This window comes from Flavobacterium sp. M31R6 (genome assembly GCF_013284035.1).
Lineage (GTDB): Bacteria > Bacteroidota > Bacteroidia > Flavobacteriales > Flavobacteriaceae > Flavobacterium.
Genome location: NZ_CP054141.1, coordinates 4192075 through 4212136, shown reverse-complemented (window position 1 = coordinate 4212136; position 20062 = coordinate 4192075). Strand labels below are relative to the sequence as shown.

Genomic DNA, 20062 nt, shown 5'->3' with positions numbered 1-20062 from the left:
AAATCGGTTTCTGGAATTGACAGAAACCCCAATAAAAACTAATTAACCATAAAACCACCTTATATCCATTTATGAAAAAAGTAAAGTTAAGTCTGATAATTATTCTTTCAATAATCTGTACTCAATTGCAGGCACAAGCACCAACAAGAGATCGTCAAAAAGAAGAAAAAATTGAAAAACAACTCGAGGCGATTGATCCTTCATTGGTACAAATTTTTAAAGAGGCTACCGTTGCCATGGACAAACAAAATTATAAACTGGCAGACAGTCTATATTCTATTGTTTATTCGAAAGCTCCCAATTTTGATCCTGTCCTACGCCGACACGGCAGTTTACAATCAAGTTTAGGAAACACAAAAGAAGGAATAGATTTATGTAAAAAGGCAGTCGAAATAAACAGATCAGCTTACAACTTAACAAGTTTAGCGGAGGGATATTTGATTTCGAAGGATACAACAAAGCTCTATGAAGCGCAACAATTATTTAAAGAAGCCACAAAACTTCCAAACGGGGAAGATGTAGATATTTTAGCTGGGTATGTTCAAATTTCACTTCAAGTAAATGATATCACCACTGCAAAAGAAGTAGTGGAAAAATTGAAAGCAAAATATCCAAATGAGATGCTTACCCATTATTATTCGTCTATAATGTTGGCCTATGGAGAACAATGGAGAGAAGCCAAAAAAGAAATACTCAAAGCACAAGAAAAGGGCCTTCCGCAAGAAGAAGTTGATAGAATTTTGAATTTGGGCATAAATAATGAAATACTCAAAATGAATGCAGTCATTTATTTTGGTGTAATTGTAGCTGTTTGGGCTTTTGGGCTTTTATTGTTGTTCCTTGTAGGCAAATTTTTCTCAAACGTTACTTTGAAAGCCATCGAGAATAATCAGTTGGAAACAAGTTCTGTAAAACCAGGAGGTTGGTTGCGCTCAGGATATAAAACTCTAATTAACGTAGGTGGGTTTTATTATTATATATCGCTACCTATAATACTTGTTTTGGTTATAGGACTCACAGTTGGAATAATATACCTCTTTTTATTGGCTGGAACTATTCCCATTAAACTTGTAGCTATTTTGGTTATTGGTGCAGTAGTCACTATTTATAATATGATCCGTTCATTGCTTTTAAAAGTTGATTATACAGATCCAGGTCGAGAATTAAAAAGAGATGAGGCTCCAAATCTATACAATCTGACGGATGAAGTAGCACAGATAATGGGAACTCGCCCCATAGAAGAAATTCGTATTACTCCATTGAACGATTTGGCCGTTTATGAAAAAGGGACAAGGAGGGAGAAAATGAATGATAGAGGAAAACGAATTCTGATACTTGGTACCGCTGTTTTAAAAGATTTCAAAAAGGGAGATTTTAAAGCTGTATTGGCCCATGAGTATGGACATTTCACACACAGGGATACGGCCGGTGGTGAAGTTGCATTTAGAGTGCAAAACGATATTACCAAATATTTTATAGCATTACACAATGCACAACAGAATACGATATGGAACGTTGCTTTTCATTTTCTCAGGTTGTATAATTTTATATTTCAAAGGATAAGCTGTGGAGCAACACGTCTTCAAGAAGTTCTTGCCGACAGGGTAGCAGCCGAAACATTTGGTACACCTTCATTTGTAAATGGGTTGACTCACGTTATTAAAAGACAAATTGAGTTTGGAAAATATGCTAATGTTGAAATTGAAGAAGCTGTGGAATTGAAAAGACCGATAAATAATCTTTATGAGTTAAAAGGGAATCATAGTGCAACAATTGAAGAAGAACTGCATAAATTGATAAACAGTGTAACCACTGAAGACGATACACACCCTAGTCCGGCTGACAGATTCAGATATATAGATGGAATTAAAACTGCAAATATTTTGGAAGATGATTCGTTAGTGAAAGATTTGTTCCAAGATTGGAGTGGTTTGACTGATGAAATGACCAAAACGATAGAAGCTAGGATTGACAGGAACTAATAGTTATAATTCACAAGAATTGGATGTTTTGATAAATTCGAATAAAGAGTCTTGATTTAGTTTCAAATCTCCTATATTATCAAAACGTTTGCAACCTTAACGAAAACAATAAAATATGAATAAAATTTTCTTTATGATTTGCTTTTTGACAATTTCAAATATTGCAAAATCTCAGACTAAAGCTCTTACTGATAATGGAAAAGAAGTGCTTCTATTTGACAATGGTACTTGGACATATTTGCAAGACAGTAGTAGCGTGAATTCAACTTCAATTGACTCATTGACATTAAACAAAAATAAATTTACCAAAACAAGCCAAGCAACATTTTTAGTAAAAAGTACTTCCTTTAATGTTGGTGTTTTTATAAATCCTTCCAAATGGGCTTTCGCATCACATAAAGACAATGAGAAAACCCCTGAATATAGGTTTAGTTTAAAATCAGGAGAGGGATATGCATTGATGATTACAGAGAAGACTCAGGTCGATCTTGAAAATATGCGACAAATTGCTCTTCTGAATGCGCAAAAAGCATCTTTTGATGTAAAAGAAACAAGTGCTGAGTATAGAATCGTAAATAATAAAAAAATGTTGTGCCTAAAATTTCAAGGAACCGTCAAGGGAATTAAATTAGCATACTTTGGGTATTATTATTCAAATCCAAATGGGACAGTTCAATTGTTAGGTTTTTCAAGCCAACAATATTTTGACAGTATTCAAAAAGAGTTGGAAAATTTTCTAAATGGATTAGTTGAGATTTAAAAATCGAAAGACAGTAATATACAATAGTGCTAGAATTAATTTAAGCAATTGTCCTAATTTGAAAATGATTCTCTATTCTATAAGTTTTTGAAAATCCAAAAATAAGAATTAATTTAGAGTTAAATTACTAATAAAGAGCGTTTTGTGTTTTGGTTCTCTACCATAATAAAGCATGTTTTTTTTGTTAACTCTAACAATTCAATAGACCAATTTATGGCATCACTTACTAATACCAGAATAGAATCCATTGACTTACTAAAAGGTTTGGTGATGGTCATAATGGCGCTAGACCATGTGAGGGATTATTTTCATTATTCGGCTTTCTTTTTTGACCCAACAGACCCAATTCAAAGTAATTTGCCTATTTTTTTCACACGATGGATAACCCATTTTTGTGCACCTACATTTAGTTTTTTGGCAGGGATGTCCGCATTTATGGTGGGCAAAAGGAAAACGCAGCATCAGTTATTCAGTTTTTTATTCAAGCGTGGACTTTGGTTGGTTTTTATAGAGTTGACGGTAGTAGGTTTTGCGTGGTTTTTTGATATTCACTTCAGGACTTTTGGTCTACTTGTGATATGGTCATTGGGGATTAGTATGATAGTCTTGGCGGCTTTAATTTATTTGCCAAGAATTTATATTCTAGTTTTTAGCTTGTTGCTTATTTGCTGCCATAACTTGTTTGACAACGTTCATTTTTCGGGTAATATACTGTGGTCCCTTATTCATGAACAAACTTTTTATCCACTATCTGAGCATACTCAATTACTAATTGGATACCCACTTGTTCCATGGATTGCCGTAATGTCTTTAGGATATTATTTCGGTGCATTTTATGATAAATCTGTTGACGATAATAAGCGAAGAAAATTGTTCAACTCTGTAGGAGGAATTGCTATAGCTCTTTTTATTCTATTAAGATTAACAAATTTGTATGGAGACCCAAAGGAATTTAAACACTATAGCACTTTATCTCAAGACTTAATTTCGTTTTTGAATCCAAGTAAATATCCTCCTTCACTTTTGTATTTGTTGATGACTTTGGGTGGGGCTTTCTTGTTTTTGGCTAACACACAAAAACTCAAAGGAAAAATTGTTGACTTCTTCTCGATTTTCGGGAGAGTTCCTTTTTTTTATTACATTCTGCATCTTTACTTTATTCATATAATTGCAATGATTTTTGCTGAACTGTCTGGTTTTGGTTGGCAAAAATTCATTTTCTCAACTTGGATAGGATTTGAACCCAATATGAAAGGCTATGGTTTTAGTCTTTTTGTGGTTTATGCAGTTTGGATTGGAATTGTTCTTATGCTTTATCCATTATGTAAAAAGTTTGACGAGTATAAACAAATGAACAGGGAAAAATGGTGGTTGAGTTATTTGTAAAAATAATTTGTTAATCAATAAATGAATAGAATAACATGAATCCTAAAGTTGATTTTTATTTTGATAAAACCTCAAAATGGCAACCAGCATTGGAGCAATTAAGAAGAATTGCTCTTGATTGTCAGCTAACCGAGGAGTTGAAATGGGGTGCTCCTTGCTACACGTTTCAAGGTAAGAACATTGTTTTAATTCATGATTTTAAAGAATACTGCGCTTTTCTGTTTTTCAAAGGAGCTTTGTTAAGTAATGCCGATGGTATTTTGATCCAACAATCAAAGAATGTGCAGGCGGCGAGACAGATTCGGTTCACCGATGTTCAGGAAATAGTGGGTCAGGAAGCTATTTTGAAAGCCCATATTTATGAAGCCATTGAAGTGGAAAAAGCAGGGTTGGAAGTTAAATTCAAAAAAACGGAAGAATTCATTCTTGTGGAAGAATTTAAAAAGAGATTGGACGAACTGCCAGATTTGAAAAAGGTGTTCGAAGCGTTGACACCTGGACGACAAAGAGCCTATATGTTGCATTTTTCGGCACCCAAACAATCGAAAACCCGTGAGTCGAGGGTTGAAAAATGCATACCGCAAATTCTCGACGGAAAAGGATTGAATGATTAGTATATTTGAGGAAAAAATAAAGAATCTATTTTAACCCTTGAATAAAAATCATGTCTGAAATATTCAAAAATCATTTAGAAAAATTCATCGTAATAGACGAAAGAGAGTTTTCGGATATTTTAGCTTTTTTTCAGATTAAAAAAGTCAAGAAAAAAGAGAATTTACTTGCTGAAGGACAGGTTTGCAAATCCCATTATTTTGTACTGAACGGTTGTCTGCGAAAATTTTTTATCAATGCGAAAGGAATGGAACAAACTACGGAATTTGCAATAGAAAATTGGTGGATTACAGACAACTTTGCTTACGAGCGAGGTCTGTCAACAGAATTTTATATTCAAGCTGTTGAAAATTCTGAGATTTTAGTAATTGACCGTGATGCACAAGAAAAGCTATTGACTGAATTCCCGAAAGTTGAACGTTATTTTAGATTTATCTACCAACGGGCTTACGCAGCAACGCAAATGCGAATAAAATATCTGTATGATTTTTCTAAGGAAGAATTCTACGATCATTTGTGTAAAGGACATCCCGAATTTGTACAAAGGATTCCACAGTATTTAATTGCTTCCTTTTTAGGTTTTACACCTGAATATTTAAGCGAAATCAGAAATAAAAAGCGTTCTTAAACTGGTTTAAGTTTTTTCCATTATCTATTTCAGAAATTTGTCCTGTTAATTTAAAACAAACAAATAAAATGGAAAAGAGAATAAACATCAACGAAATAGAACCTCAGGCTTATAAAGCGATGTACGCTTTGGAGGGTTATTTGGCAGCATCTCAATTGTCAAAAACAAATAAAGAATTAATAAAAATTAGAACATCCCAAATTAATGGATGTGCGTTTTGTATTGATATGCATACAAAAGATGCACTGAAATATGGAGAAACCAATCAACGTATTTTTTTACTGAATGCTTGGCGTGAGACCAATTTATTTACCGAGGAAGAAAAAGTGATTTTGGCCATTACCGAAGAAATTACTTTGATTCATAATCATGGTTTATCTGATGATACGTATAAAAAAGCAGAACAGTTTTTTGATAAAAACACCATCGCACAGATTATAATGGCTATCGTAACCATAAATGCTTGGAACAGAATTGCCGTGAGCACACAGTTGGAGCCAGCGAAATAGAACGTTTGTTTACAATGGAATAACAGAAAAGCGTAAGAGTCAAGAACTTTTACGCTTTTTTTGTGGTTAAAGTCTAAGTTGTGCAAAGTTCCTAGCTGTATTATTGATTTGATTTCATTCCTATTTTTAAGTTAAAAGGCTTCTATTCTTTTAAAAATTCTTTATTTTTGGTGAATGAAACTACTGGCAAGCGTCTTTTTGTTATTTCCAATATTATTGTTTTCTCAATCTTTTGAAAAAGGAGAAAAACTGTTCATTGATGGAAAATTCGATCAAGCGCAGCCTATTCTGGAGAGTTACTTAAAAAACAATCCGTCAAATCTTAAAACCATAGAGTATTTGGGAGATATTGCAGGGTATAATAAGTCTTGGGACAAAGCAATTTCCTATTATAATAATCTGAAAACATTAAAACCCACAGAAGCTAATTATTATTACAAATACGGTGGTGCTTTGGGAATGAAATCTTTGGAAGTCAATAAATTCAGAGCATTGGGAATGATTAGTGAAGTGAGATCTTCTTTTGAAAAAGCCATAGCTTTAAACCCAAAACACATCGATGCACGTTGGGCTCTCATTGAGTTGAATTTGAAATTGCCTGGAATTGTGGGAGGAAGTGAATCCAAAGCTATCAAGTATTCGAGTGAATTAAGAGAAATATCTCCAGTTGACGGGTATTTGTCACGTGGTCATATCGAGGAATATTTCGATAGATATTCAAATGCCGAACAACAGTATAAAAGAGCTATTTTGATAGGAGGTTCAAAGGTTTGTTATCAAAAATTGGCCGATTTGTATAAAAATAAAATGAAACAACCCGATAAAGCCAATAAGGTTTGGGAAGATTATAAAAACAGAAAGTAAAGGTTATTCGATAACATTTTTGTCTATTAAACCTATTAACGAATAAACGAATAAACATAAATGAGAACACATTTCATTGCCATAGGCGGAAGCGCAATGCACAACCTAGCATTGGCATTACATAACAAAGGATATCAAGTTACGGGAAGTGACGATGCCATTTTTGAACCTTCAAAATCAAGATTGGAAAAAAAAGGAATTCTGCCAGTAGAGTTGGGGTGGTTTCCTGAAAAAATCACATCCGATATTGAAGCCGTAATACTTGGAATGCATGCCAAAGCCGATAATCCTGAACTTTTGAAAGCGCAGGAATTAGGACTTAAAATTTATTCGTATCCAGAGTTTTTATACGAACAGTCCAAAAACAAAACCCGTGTAGTCATTGGTGGTTCACACGGGAAAACGACGATAACTTCGATGATTTTGCATGTGATGCATTATCATAATATTGAAGTGGATTATATGGTGGGAGCACAGTTGGAAGGCTTTGATACGATGGTGCATCTTACCGAAGAGAATGATTTTATGGTTTTGGAAGGTGATGAATATTTGTCTTCTCCAATTGACAGAAGACCTAAATTTCATTTATACCAGCCAAATATCGCCTTGATTTCTGGAATTGCTTGGGATCATATTAATGTTTTTCCAACCTATGATTTTTATGTGGAGCAGTTTGAAATTTTTATTGATAAAATTACAAACGGTGGAATTTTGGTTTACAATGAAGACGATTCTGAAGTAAAACGTGTTGCCGAAAAAGCGACTAATCCTATACGTAAATTGGCTTATCATACGCCAAATTATACTGTAAACGATGGGGTAACATTGTTGGAAACCCCAGAAGGGCCTATGCCTATTGAAGTATTCGGTGCGCATAATTTAAATAATTTAGCCGGAGCCAAATGGATTTGCCAGAACATGGGAGTCGATGAAGCCGATTTTTATGAAGCGATTGCCAGTTTCAAAGGAGCATCTAAACGCTTGGAAAAAATTGCCGAAAGTAAAACAAAAGTAGCCTACAAAGATTTTGCTCATTCACCAAGTAAAGTGGCCGCGACTACCAAAGCCGTGAAAGAGCAATATCCAAATCGTACAGTTGTGGCTTGTTTAGAATTACACACCTACAGCAGTTTGAATGCAGAGTTCTTGAAAGAATATGAAGGCGCATTGGAATATGCTGACGTAGCAGTAGTTTTTTATTCGCCGGATGCTGTAAAAATCAAACAATTGGAAGAAGTTACATATGAACAAATTGCCAAAGCTTTCAATAGAGAGGATTTGATTATTTATACCAATCCAAAAGATTTTAAAGATTATTTGTTTAATCTAAATCTTGAAAATTCTGCTTTATTATTAATGAGTTCAGGGAATTATGGTGGATTGAATTTTGATGAGGTGAAAAGTTTGATTGAATAGAAATGGTTCTTTATAATGTACAATATGCCAATTGCAATTTTGTAATTGGCATATTTTTTTTGCATAGTTATTTCAAAATCAAATAAGAAATTAATTTTATTGTATGATTTTTCTCTTTTTTTAATACATTAGCAAAACTAAGATTTAAGATTTATGGACTCAATAGTAAAAGTTGTAAAAACAACCAGCGAGAATTCTGATTTTTTGTCGTTGATAAAGACATTTGATATGTATTTGTGGGAACGATACCCAGAATTGAAGACCAATTATTGGGGAAACAATATCATAGAGTTGAACAGGAATGTAGTAGTAATTTATTTGGATGAAAAACCAGTTGCCTGTGGATGTTTCAAGAAATATGATAAGAATACAATTGAAATAAAACGAATGTTTGTTTCTCCAGAAGCTCGCGGATTGGGATTGGCTCAAAGAGTATTGCAAGAATTGGAACTTTGGGCAAAAGAATTGGACTATTCAGTTTCACTTTTAGAAACGTTGCATAAACAGCAAGAAGCGATTAGTTTGTATCAAAAAGTAGGATATGTAATTGTCGATAATTACGGGCCTTATATTGGATTAGATAAAAGTGTTTGTATGCAAAAAATAATAGGGAAAATAGATAAGTAAGTAGGGTCGCTTGAAATAGTATAAATTTAAATCTTTATGAAATTATGATTTTAGACGATTCTAATTCCCCCTTCGGGGGCCAGGGGGCTTTTCCCATTACCAATTGGTCCGAAGACGATAAGCCTCGTGAAAAATTGATGCTCAAAGGCAAAAGTGTTTTGAGTGATGCCGAATTGATTGCAATACTGATCGGTTCTGGAAGCCGAAATGAATCGGCGGTGGGTTTGAGTAAACGAATTTTGGCAAGTGTAGATCATAATTTGAATGCTTTGGGGAAGCTATCTATTGCACAATTAATGAATTTTAAAGGAATTGGCGAAGCCAAAGCGATTTCGATAATTGCCGCAATGGAGTTGGGAAGGAGAAGGAGAAACGAAGATGCAGCTGAGTTGACGAAAATAACGTCCAGTAAAGCAGTTTTCGAAATTATGCAGCCGATAATAGGCGAGTTACCTCACGAAGAATTTTGGGTTTTGTTTTTGAATAATTCCAACAAAGTGCTTTTCAAAACTCAGTTAAGCAAGGGAGGAATGACCGGAACAATGGTCGATGTCCGAATTGTATTCAAAATTGCTTTTGAACAAAACGCAACTGCAATAATCCTCGCACATAATCATCCTTCCGGAAAATTGCAAGCCAGCGATGCCGATATTCAAATAACTAAAAAGATTAAAACGGCAGGGCAACAATTAGATATTCCTGTTTTGGACCATATAATCATAACAGAAAATGGTTACTTTAGTTTTGTTGATGAAGGAATATTTTAAAAAACTTGCCTAAATAAGACATTTGTCTTATATTTACAGACAAATGTATTTTTATGGAAGCGATTAAATTAAAACCAAGAGAAGCTATTGATAAAGCTGTTAGAGTTTTGGTAAATAGAGTGGAGCAGGAGAGAGGATATAAGCTTTTGAATAAGAAAATCACTTATGATGAGTTTTTGAAAAATAGAATGCTGATTGTTCACGCTATCCGCGAAGGAATTCCGTATGAGCTTTTTAATTTGATAAAAGAAATAACCCCTTTTAATGAAGAGGATTGGGCTTCTTTTTTAGGGATTTCCACAAAATCACTTCAAAGGAATAAAATCAAAGAAGATTTTATTTTCAAACCTTTACAATCCGAAAAAATATTAGAATTGGCTGAGGTGACTTCTTTAGGGAATGATGTTTTTGACACAGAAACACAATTTTACTTGTGGTTAAATACACCTTCATTTGCGCTTGGAAATTTACAACCAATTGAATTACTCCGAGATTCTTACGGTAAAGAAATGGTAGTGAATGAATTGAATAAAATAGATCAAGGGATTTTTGTTTAATGGAAGTTTTTCGATTAGCACGCAAAAAACACCCTATTGAATTGTCAGGAAAAGGGGCTTCAATTTCTGGTGCGCGTTGGAATTCAAAAGGGACAGAGATTATTTATTGTGCCCAGAATAGAGCCTTGGCAATGGCCGAAGTCTTGGTTCATCTTTCATTGGCCACTTTGCCCAATGATTTTGTGATGCTGACAATTGATATTCCTGATGATATTTTCGTAGAAATTTTAGATCCCAATAAATTATCTATAGATTGGAATGTTTTTCCTTGTACCTTTGAGACACCTCTTTTGGGAGATGATTTCATAAGAAGAAACGTAGCTTGTATTTTGAAAGTTCCATCGGCTGTAGTAAAAGGTGATTTCAATTTTTTAATTAATCCATATCATATAGATTTTTATAAAATTAAAATTACTGAACAAATTGATTTTCCTTTCGACAAACGAATTTTTAAATAATGCCATTACATGTTTTCTACTAAAATTACCGATATATTCTTCGACTTAGATCATACACTTTGGGATTTTGATGTCAATTCGGAATTGGCTTTTGATACCATTTTGAAGAAAGATCATCCAACAATCGAAATTGCTGATTTCATAGAAAAGTACGTTCCAATCAATCAAGCCTGTTGGAAATTATACCAATATGATAAAATTACACATGCTGAATTGCGATATAATCGTCTCAAACATACTTTCGATGCGTTGGAATATTTTGTTTCGGATGCTCAAATAGAAAGTATAGCGCATGATTATATTCAGTTATTGCCTGAAAATAATCGTTTATTTGATGGTACAATTGAAGTACTGGAATATCTAGAAAAAAAGTATAAATTGCATATTATTACCAACGGTTTTGCCGATGTGCAATACAAAAAAATGAACAATTCGAACATTTCTGGTTTTTTCAAAACGATAACCAATTCAGAGATGGCAGGTGTTAAGAAACCTAATCCTGTTATTTTTGAGTATGCACTTAATGCGGCTCAAGCCAATAAAGAAAGCAGTATCATGATTGGAGATTGTCTAGAGGCCGATGTACAAGGTGCGTTGAATGCAGGATTAGATGCTATTTTTTTTAATGATAAAAAAATTAAAGTAGAGAAAAACATCAAACAAGTGACTCATTTATTAGAATTAAAAAAATATTTATAAAACATGAAGACTAAATTTCTATTCCTGTTGTTGCTTGTTTCAAGCTATGGTTTTTCCCAATCGGTCAATGATTATCCCGCAGTTATTATTCCTTTAAAATATGATTTTCTTAAAAGCGAAAATCAGTACCGACTGAGTACATTGACAAAAGTTAATTTAAAAAAAGCAGGTTTTGAGGCTTTTTATGCCAATGAAACAATTCCAAAAGAATACAGTGATAGATGCAGTCTATTAAATGTGGATGTATTGAAAGAAAGCGGATTTTTGATAACTAAATTGTATGTTGCTCTTAAAGATTGTAATGGTAAAGTGATTTTTAAATCCGAAGTAGGAAAAAGCAAAGAGAAAGATTATGAAGTTGCCTACACCGAAGCATTAAATATGGCTTTTGCATCTGTTTATGCATTGCACTATAAATACAATGGAAAAGTGACTGCTTCGAATCAAAACACTACAGTTGTTTCATCACCTGCGGAAACATCACCTGCATCCTATGTAACTGCCGTTCCTGTCACTACAGCAGCCGTAGCTGTGAATGTGCTAAGTAGCAGTATCGAACCAGATGGTAATGTATTGTTTGCGCAACCTATCAAAAATGGATTTCAATTAGTGGATAGCACACCAAAAGTGGTTATAAAAGCATATAAAACCACAAACCCTTCTATTTATTTGGCATTTAAAGAAAATATTCAAGGAGTTATGGTTTTAAAAGAAAATCAATGGTTCTTTGAGTATTATGAAAAAGATACTTTAATGTCTGAGAAAATAGCTGTGAAGTTTTAGGCAATAACAACCTAAAATCTAAAACCTGCAATCTTAATTCTGCAATCTAAGACCTCAATACCCGTATTTATCCTTCCATCTATTTTTCAAGAATTCACGAGTTGTGTTTTCTCTGGAATTAGTTCCAGGAACATAAATAGGGGTATTTTTTATTGCGTCTGGCAAGAATTCCTGTTCGGCAAAATTATTGGCATAATCATGCGAATATTTATAATCCTCGCCATATCCTAATTCTTTCATTAATTTGGTAGGAGCGTTGCGCAAATGGATAGGTACAGGTAAATCGCCAGTCTGTTTCACTAATTGTTGAGCCGTTCCAATAGCCAAATACGAAGCATTGCTTTTGGGTGAAGTGGCAAGATAAATAGCGCACTGGCTCAGAATAATTCGGCTTTCGGGATAACCAATTGTAGAAACCGCCTGAAAAGCATTATTTGCCATTATAAAAGCCGTCGGATTGGCATTACCAATATCTTCACTGGACAAAATTAACATTCTTCTGGCTATGAATTTCACATCCTCACCACCTTCAATCATTCGCGCCAGCCAATAGACAGCACCATTCGGATCACTTCCCCGAATCGATTTTATAAAGGCCGAAACAATGTCATAATGCTGTTCTCCACTTTTGTCATACAAAACCGTATTTTGTTGTACCAATTGAAAAACTCGGTCATTGGTGATCAAGATTTCATCTTCGGAGGAAGCATTTACGACAAGTTCAAAAATATTTAATAGCTTGCGTCCATCGCCACCAGAAAGTCGCAATAGTGCCTCTGTTTCTTGCAGTTGAATATTTTTTGTAGCCAAATAAGTATCTGTTTTCATGGCTCTTTGCAATAAATGTTCCAAATCCGCTTTAGTAAACGCATTTAAAATATATACTTGGCAACGGGACAATAAAGCGGGAATAACTTCAAAGCTCGGATTTTCGGTCGTGGCTCCTATAAGCGTAATCCATCCTTTTTCGACTGCGGCCAATAAAGAATCCTGTTGCGATTTACTAAAACGATGAATCTCATCAATAAATAAAATAGGGTTTTTGGCAGTAAATAAACCACCGCTCTGTCTCGCTTTCTCAATTACATCCCGAATGTCCTTTACCCCCGAGTTAATGGCACTTAATATATAAAAAGGACGTTTGGACTCCTGGGCAATAATTTGTGCCAAAGTTGTTTTACCAGTTCCTGGAGGACCCCAAAATATTAACGACGGGATGATTCCTTTTGCAATTTGTTGCGTCAACGAGCCATTAGGCCCAACCAAATGGGATTGACTGATGTAATCCTCTAATTTTTGTGGGCGTATGCGTTCTGCCAGTGGTGCTTCCATATGGTAAAATTACACAATTTTCAGTTTTTAAGAGTATATTTTTTAGGAGCTCTTTCCTGCTATCCGCTTGTATCTTTTCATAAGGTGAAGAAAAATCACCTTATGAAAAGGATACCGCTACTATCAGGGCTAGGGTATTCGTTTTCATAATAGTTATTATTTTATATGACAAAATAGCATTAAATTGCTTTTGGATACATTTTTGATTTATATTAAGAATCTATTTAGTCTAATAATCCAATATTTAAGAATGGAAGAAAATCATTTTAAATTCACCAATGCAGTAGTGGGAGTGCCTCTTTTTTTTGTGCTATTCCTTTGGTTTGTCTATTGGTTAGAAATCCGTTTTGGATTTGATTTTGATGATAACGGAATTCTACCGAGAACTTTTTCAGGATTGCAAGGCATAATTTTCAGCCCATTTATTCATTCGAATATCGAACATCTCTATAATAATTCTATACCATTAATAGTGCTATTAGCGGCGTTGTTCTTTTTTTATAGTAAAGAAGCAATAGGAATATTAGTGTACGGAATTTTACTTTCAGGAGCTATAACATGGCTCATCGGGAGAGAAAATTATCATATCGGTGCCAGTAGTTTGATTTATGTATTGGTTTCTTTTATTTTTTTCAAAGGAATCCAAACCCAATATTATCGATTGGTAGCCTTGTCACTCACGGTTGTTGTGCTTTATGGTGGAATGGTTTGGTACGTTTTTCCAAAAATTGATGAAACTATCTCATGGGAAGGTCATTTGTCAGGGTTGATTGCTGGTTTTGTAATTACTTTTTTATACAAAAAACCAGAATTCAAAAAAGTGATAAAATACGATTGGGAGCGTCCAGATTACGATCCATCGGAAGATAAATTCATGCAGCGTTTTGACGAAAACGGTAATTTCGTCAATCCACCCAAACCCGAAATCATCGAAGAAAATCAAACAGAGATTGACCCTTTTTTTCAGACGGATTCTAATGTTGTTTATGATTTTATCGAAAATCAAGAAGATATAAACGAAAAAAATGAATCAAAACTGGAGTCTTGATTCATTTGCTTTTTTTAATTTAAAAATTTACATTCTTAAATCTACATTTTATCTATATTCTGTAATTATTAACTTCTCTGTCTAACGGCTTCGTATAAAAAAGCGCCACAAGCTACAGATACATTTAGAGAACCTATTGAGCCAAACATAGGAAGTTTTGCTTTTTCATCTACGATTTTAAGAACAGATGGATTTACTCCTCTATCTTCCGATCCCATAATGATTGCTACCGGTTCGTTCAAAGAAATGTCATAAATATTTTGTTCTGTTTTTTCGGTGGCAGCAACAGTTTTTATGCCGCTGGCCTGCAAAAGAAAAATAGCGTCTTTAATGTGTTCTACTTTACAAATCGGAATATTAAATACCGCGCCTGCCGATGTTTTTACTGTGTCTCCATTTACAGGAGCCGAACCTGCTTTTTGAACGATAATCCCATTAACGCCTGTACATTCTGCTGTTCTGATTATAGCACCAAAATTACGCGCATCCGATATCTGGTCCAAAATTAAAAACAAAGGTTTTTTGCCATTTTCAATAACGGTTTCTATCAAGGTTTCTAAATCATAAAATGAAATAGGAGAGACGGTAGCTACAGCACCTTGATGGTTATTGGGCGTTAATCGGTTCAGTTTTTCAACAGGAACATAAGAGAAATTGATATTCCCTCTTTTCATCACTTTCATTAAGTCTTTCATTAGTTCGCTGCTCGCTTCCTTCTGAATATAGACTTTATCTACTGTTGCGCCTGCTTGTATGGCTTCAATTATTGCTCTTATTCCAAAAATTTGATGTTCTTTTTCCATGCGGCAAAGTTAAGTAAAAGGTTTGTATAAAAAAAACCACCAGCAAAGGCTGGTGGTTTAGATGTATTAAATTAATGAGGTAAATTTAGAATTTATCCCAGAAAATACGTTTAGATGTACCATTGCTACCCAATTTGGCAACAGCAGCATTTAAGTTAGTAGCATTAAGCGTTTCTTCTGCACCTGGGTAAGAATAACGTCTTGGTACTACTGTAATTGGACCATCTGCATCTTCAAAAGTCACAGAAGGAACTTTTAAAACAGGGAAATCTAATCTTCTGTAAGATGTCCAAGCTTCAAAACCTCTGTTGTATAAAGCAATCCATGATTGTTCTCCAATTTTTTGTTGCCAAGTCCCTGCTGCAGTTGTATAAGCAACAGCTGGATTTGCTAGATATGTTGTAATAGTAGCTGGAGCTACACCCCAATCTAACATAGAAGCAGTAATCGCAGCATTGTAGTGTGTTTCAGCAGTACCACCTACAGCAATTCCTCTTGCAGCAGCTTCTGCCAACAAGAATTCTACTTCAGAATAAGTGAACAATACACCAGGATATGCTGGCGCTGTAATAGTAGGAGTGATGTGAGAGAAATTAGGATAAGTATTAAGTTCACCATATATACCTCCTTTGTAATTTCCTGATCCTACTGGATATTCTGTGAAATATTTAGCTCTTCTTGGATCAACAAGAGTATTCATTTTGTTTACAAATGTATCTGCAGGTAAGAAGTCATTACGACCACTAGCTACTAAATCAACATACAATGGGTTTGTGTTTGGTTGATTTGGAGTGTAAACTAGATATGCACTATCAGCTTGTGCAGCAATTACGCCATCAGCTAAAGCTGCAAGTACTTGTGTAGATGCATAAGGAGCGTCAACGTCAGCCATATTGATAGCCATTCTTAAACGAAGAGAGTTAGCAAATTTAGCCCATTTTTTAGTGTTTCCTTGGAAAACTAAATCAGCGCTACCAAAACTTCCGTTAGTTTGATCCAAAGCATGAGAAGCAGTAGTTAATTTTGCTATAAGATCTACATAGATAGTTTTTGCATCATCATATTTTGGTTGTGGATGACCAAGAATGTCTAAAGCTTCTGAATAAGGGACATCTCCAAAAGTATCTACTAATATACCATATGAATAAGCAGATAGGATGTCAATTATCGCAATTTTATTGTCTAATGCTTTAGCTTCGCTAGGAGATCCAACAAAATTAGCTTTTGATGCAACTAATTGATCTTTGGCTTCTTTAAAATCTCTTAATACATCACGGTAATATACTGTCCAATGTGTATCAGGAATCTTTCGCCCAGTAAGGTCATATTGACTTTCTTGTGGGTATTGAACTTCTGTCCATTGTTGAGAGAATAATCTAAAAACATTAAAGTTTACTGATGTACTTGTCACTTGATCCATCATTGCTTTTTCAGCATTGGTGAACAAATAGTTAGCGGGAACGCTTGTAGCGTTTTTGGTGTCCTGATTCAATCCTGTAATATCATCACTGCATGATATAAACAAGGATATGATTGGAATTAATAAGAGCAGTCTATTTTTCATAGCTTAAAATTTTATTGTTAGGTTACAACCAATTGTTCTAGCAGTTGGTAAAGATCCAATAGATAATCCTAATGAACCAGCGTTAGACCCTAATCCACTTTCTGGATCGGCATCTGGAAGATTTTTGTCAATTATCCATAAGTTAGAACCAACTAAGGATACTTGTAATTGACTTAATTGCATTTTTGATACAATTGAACTTGGTAGAGTGTAAGTAATGTTTACCTCTCTCAATTTAATAAAACCAGCGTCATAAACATATTCTTTTCTTGCTCCTCCAGAGTATGAATTTGTGATAGCTCCAGCAGCAGGTCTGAAATAGGCAGTTCTGATTGTATTTGGAGTTGTTCCAGTGGCATCAGTTACCCCTTCGAATATTACTCCACCACCAGTGGCTACAGAATTTCTTATTGGGTTTCCTAAATCATTATTTCCAGCTGTTTGTTCACCTAAACCTGTCCCTACTCCATACCATTGGTCGGTTGAGAAAACATCTCCTCCATGTTTCATATCAACTAAGAAACTAAATGAAAGACTTTTGTAAGTGAATTTATTACGAATACCACCAATCCAATCAGGGTTTACATTTCCAATGATATTATTAGTAGAAGTATTTATTACATATCTACCAGTTGTTTGGTTTACGATTCTTTGACCATTTGCAGCATAAGTATAGTCAGTTCCTTTTAATACACCAAAAGGTTGTCCTACTACAGCGTTCAATGTAACACCACCAGGGAATGAACTGATTTGTAAATTGTCAATACCTGGAGCTAGTGCCGTTACCATATTGTTGTTTTTAGACCAGTTTACATTAATGTCCCAAGCAAAATCTTCTGTTCTTACTGGAGTAGCATTAAACTGAACTTCAACACCTTTATTTTCAATAGTAGCCGCATTTACATAACGGAATCCATTTCCTGTTGCAGTTGAGTAAGGAACTCTTACTGCTTCACCATCATTTATGTTTTTGTAAAGAGATACATCAAAACCTACTCTTCTATCCAAAAATTGCATTTCAAGACCTACCTCATATGTTGTAGTTTTGATTGGCTCTAAATTTGGGTTGTTTTTTGTAGAGTTTACTGAGTACATTTGATTTCCATTAAATGGATCTGATTTAGCATAGGTATCAACCAAAGCCAAAGCAGGAGTTCCTAATGGGCTTTCAGAATAACCACCTCTTAATTTACCAAATGATAACCAGCTAGCATCAATGTTTTTAGAGAAAACCCAGCTTCCAGAAGCTGAATAACTATTTATATTGTTGTTTCCTTTAGGTAAGCCAGAGAAAGCATCTCTACGTGCTGTAACATCCAAGAAGAATGTGTCAACATAACCTAAAGATCCAGAAATGTAATAACTGTTTACACCAGAGTTAGTGTCTCTTTCAAATGCGTAAGGACTTGCTGAAATTGAGTTTGACAAACTATAGATGCCTGGAATAATAAGACCTCCTTGAGTTGAAGCAAGAATTGAATTGAAAGTGTTTCTTTTTATAGTACCCCCAGCAACTCCACTTAAACTGAAGTCTTCACCAAAATTCTTTTTGAAATTTAAAAGGAAATCATAGTTTTGTTCAGAGAAGTTACCATTGTAACGTTGGTATCCAGATGTTTCGTCAAGTCCGTTAATACCGAATGTTTTTGCAACTGAACCAACTGCAACTCTTTCTTCACGTATTTCGGCATAAGTATCTGTAGAGATTTTTCCTGTTGCTGACAACCAATCATTGATTTTGTAAGTTAAATTAGCATATCCTACAAAACGATTTCTACTGTCATTTTGATAGTTTTGGTAACGTTCAAAATATGGGTTATTCCAATAAGCTGGTTTTCCATCTGCTACAGAATTTCTGTTCCAAGTAAGGTTTTGTCCACCTGAGTTGAAATAAGCTTGTTCTAGTTGTTTAATGTCAACGTTAGTTTGCCACCATTGACGGAAACCAGTTACCATATTATCGCTATATCCAGTCATGTTTCTACCTAATGTAGTTTGAGCAGAATAATTAGCAAAAGTACTAAGTGATAATTTGTCTGTGAATTGGTGATTTAATTTTAAACTAAAATTATTTTTCTTTAATTCACTGTTAGGCAAAAGACCTGTTTGTTTTGAGTTACTGTAGTTAAAAACTACATTACTTTTATCGTTTGCATCTTCAAATGAAATACTGTTTACTAATGAAGTAGATTTTTCAAAGAATGAGTTTGGGTCATTCTTGGCAGCTACCCATGGAGTCGCTTTTCCGTAATTTGCATTTCCAGGATATGCTGAGAATGCATCCCATTGATAAACATTTTGTGATGAGTTGAAAGGATCTCCGGCAGAAGCATCATCTCCCATTGCAACCACTTGGTCATCAATACCATCTCCGTCAATGTCTTGATCAAAGAAAGAAGTTCCATAACCACCTCCATATTGTTTTTGATATTTTACAAAAGTGTCTTTGTCTGCTGATCCTACAGCAAATTCAGATGAAACGGTAACTCCCATTCCTTTTTTAGACTTCCCTTTTTTAGTTGTAATCATTAAAACCCCGTTACCTGCTAAATATCCGTATAATGCAGATGCCGCGGCACCTTTCAATACGTTGATACTTTCGATGTCTTCTGGGTTAATGTCCATACCATTGTTTCCGTAGTCAAAACCTTGTCTTCCAGTAGATTGAGATGCTGTGCCGTCATTTGTGGTATTGGCATTGTTGATTGGCATACCATCAATTACAATAAGCATTTCGTTACTTTGTCCCAATGCTTTGATACCTCTAGATACTGCACTTGTTGAACCTCCAAAGTTACTGTTTCTTGTAATGTTTACACCAGCTACTTTACCTGAAAGTTCATTTAAAAAGTTTCCGCTTGGTGCGCCACTTTTTAAATCTTCACCTTTAACTTCTTGTGTAGCATATCCAAGAGATTTTTTATCTCTTTTAATACCTAATGAAGTAACAACAACACTCTCTAATTGAGTAGCATCACTTGCTAATTTCACATTAACTGTGGCTGAGCTTGCAGATTTCTCTGAAGTCTTCATTCCAACATAGCTAAATACCAATACATCGCTTGGTGCAGCTTTGATAGAATACTTTCCATCAAAATCTGATTGAGTTCCATTTTTTGTTCCTTTTACTAATACACTTACACCTGGTAAAGGTATACCTGCATTGTCAGAAACAATCCCTGAAACAGATCTTTCTTGCGCAAAAGTTAGTTGCGCCACTAGTACTACTAGGAGTACTAAGAATCCATTGAACTTTAGTTTCATTTT

Annotated in this window: 19 protein-coding genes; 15 read left to right on the top strand and 4 right to left on the bottom strand. The window is 34.6% G+C overall.

From position 1 onward, the window contains the following. Positions 1-71: 71 nt before the first annotated feature. The 14 genes from HQN62_RS17740 to HQN62_RS17675 all read left to right on the top strand — a co-directional run bounded on the left by HQN62_RS17740 (position 72) and on the right by HQN62_RS17675 (position 12048). On the top strand, positions 72-1982 hold the full coding sequence (locus HQN62_RS17740; protein WP_173505329.1) for a M48 family metallopeptidase: 1911 nt from the start codon (positions 72-74) through the stop codon (positions 1980-1982). Between the two features lie 115 nt (positions 1983-2097). Beyond that, a complete protein-coding gene (locus tag HQN62_RS17735) occupies positions 2098-2742 on the top strand; it encodes a hypothetical protein (RefSeq protein ID WP_173505328.1) in 645 nt (214 codons plus the stop codon). A gap of 213 nt (positions 2743-2955) precedes the next feature. Next, positions 2956-4128: an acetyltransferase domain-containing protein gene (locus tag HQN62_RS17730; protein WP_173505327.1), complete on the top strand. Its 1173-nt coding sequence runs from the start codon at positions 2956-2958 to the stop codon at positions 4126-4128. Positions 4129-4163: 35 nt separating this feature from the next. Next, positions 4164-4742 (top strand): YdeI/OmpD-associated family protein, encoded by a 579-nt coding sequence (locus HQN62_RS17725; protein ID WP_173505326.1) that lies wholly within the window; start codon positions 4164-4166, stop codon positions 4740-4742. Between the two features lie 50 nt (positions 4743-4792). Then, positions 4793-5368, top strand: a complete 576-nt coding sequence (locus HQN62_RS17720; RefSeq protein WP_173505325.1) for a Crp/Fnr family transcriptional regulator — start codon at positions 4793-4795, stop codon at positions 5366-5368. A 68-nt stretch (positions 5369-5436) separates the two neighbouring features. After that, positions 5437-5877, top strand: a complete 441-nt coding sequence (locus HQN62_RS17715; protein WP_173505324.1) for a carboxymuconolactone decarboxylase family protein — start codon at positions 5437-5439, stop codon at positions 5875-5877. Between the two features lie 174 nt (positions 5878-6051). Next, positions 6052-6741 (top strand): tetratricopeptide repeat protein, encoded by a 690-nt coding sequence (locus HQN62_RS17710; protein ID WP_173505323.1) that lies wholly within the window; start codon positions 6052-6054, stop codon positions 6739-6741. 60 nt (positions 6742-6801) lie between these two features. Then, positions 6802-8157 (top strand): UDP-N-acetylmuramate--L-alanine ligase, encoded by a 1356-nt coding sequence (locus HQN62_RS17705; protein ID WP_173505322.1) that lies wholly within the window; start codon positions 6802-6804, stop codon positions 8155-8157. A 153-nt stretch (positions 8158-8310) separates the two neighbouring features. Continuing rightward, complete coding sequence (locus tag HQN62_RS17700) at positions 8311-8784, top strand: GNAT family N-acetyltransferase (protein ID WP_116797176.1); 474 nt, start codon at positions 8311-8313, stop codon at positions 8782-8784. A gap of 44 nt (positions 8785-8828) precedes the next feature. Next, positions 8829-9551: a RadC family protein gene (gene radC, locus HQN62_RS17695; protein WP_173505321.1), complete on the top strand. Its 723-nt coding sequence runs from the start codon at positions 8829-8831 to the stop codon at positions 9549-9551. Positions 9552-9604: 53 nt separating this feature from the next. Beyond that, entirely contained in the window at positions 9605-10108 is a 504-nt protein-coding gene (parS, locus tag HQN62_RS17690; protein WP_173505320.1) for a type II RES/Xre toxin-antitoxin system antitoxin, read from the top strand. Continuing rightward, positions 10108-10566, top strand: coding sequence for an RES family NAD+ phosphorylase (locus HQN62_RS17685; RefSeq protein ID WP_173505319.1), 459 nt, complete (start codon positions 10108-10110; stop codon positions 10564-10566). Before parS ends, HQN62_RS17685 begins: the two co-directional genes overlap by 1 nt. A gap of 9 nt (positions 10567-10575) precedes the next feature. After that, positions 10576-11265 carry a YjjG family noncanonical pyrimidine nucleotidase gene (locus tag HQN62_RS17680; RefSeq protein ID WP_116797180.1) on the top strand — a complete coding sequence of 230 codons (690 nt, stop codon included), beginning with the start codon at positions 10576-10578 and terminating at the stop codon, positions 11263-11265. A gap of 3 nt (positions 11266-11268) precedes the next feature. Next, on the top strand, positions 11269-12048 hold the full coding sequence (locus tag HQN62_RS17675) for a hypothetical protein (RefSeq protein ID WP_116797181.1): 780 nt from the start codon (positions 11269-11271) through the stop codon (positions 12046-12048). Between the two features lie 54 nt (positions 12049-12102). On the opposite strand, the gene HQN62_RS17670 is transcribed toward HQN62_RS17675, so the two are convergent. Further along, positions 12103-13380 carry a replication-associated recombination protein A gene (locus tag HQN62_RS17670; protein ID WP_173505318.1) on the bottom strand — a complete coding sequence of 426 codons (1278 nt, stop codon included), beginning with the start codon at positions 13378-13380 and terminating at the stop codon, positions 12103-12105. Positions 13381-13630: 250 nt separating this feature from the next. Between HQN62_RS17670 and HQN62_RS17665 the strand changes: the two genes are divergently transcribed. Continuing rightward, positions 13631-14428, top strand: coding sequence for a rhomboid family intramembrane serine protease (locus tag HQN62_RS17665; RefSeq protein ID WP_173505317.1), 798 nt, complete (start codon positions 13631-13633; stop codon positions 14426-14428). A gap of 68 nt (positions 14429-14496) precedes the next feature. On the opposite strand, the gene rlmB is transcribed toward HQN62_RS17665, so the two are convergent. From rlmB to HQN62_RS17650, 3 genes are all read right to left on the bottom strand, one after another. Continuing rightward, on the bottom strand, positions 14497-15231 hold the full coding sequence (gene rlmB / locus HQN62_RS17660) for a 23S rRNA (guanosine(2251)-2'-O)-methyltransferase RlmB (RefSeq protein WP_116797184.1): 735 nt from the start codon (positions 15229-15231) through the stop codon (positions 14497-14499). Between the two features lie 85 nt (positions 15232-15316). Further along, complete coding sequence (locus HQN62_RS17655; RefSeq protein ID WP_173505316.1) at positions 15317-16795, bottom strand: SusD/RagB family nutrient-binding outer membrane lipoprotein; 1479 nt, start codon at positions 16793-16795, stop codon at positions 15317-15319. Between the two features lie 3 nt (positions 16796-16798). Next, positions 16799-20059: a SusC/RagA family TonB-linked outer membrane protein gene (locus tag HQN62_RS17650; protein ID WP_173505315.1), complete on the bottom strand. Its 3261-nt coding sequence runs from the start codon at positions 20057-20059 to the stop codon at positions 16799-16801. Between the last annotated feature and the right edge of the window lie 3 nt (positions 20060-20062).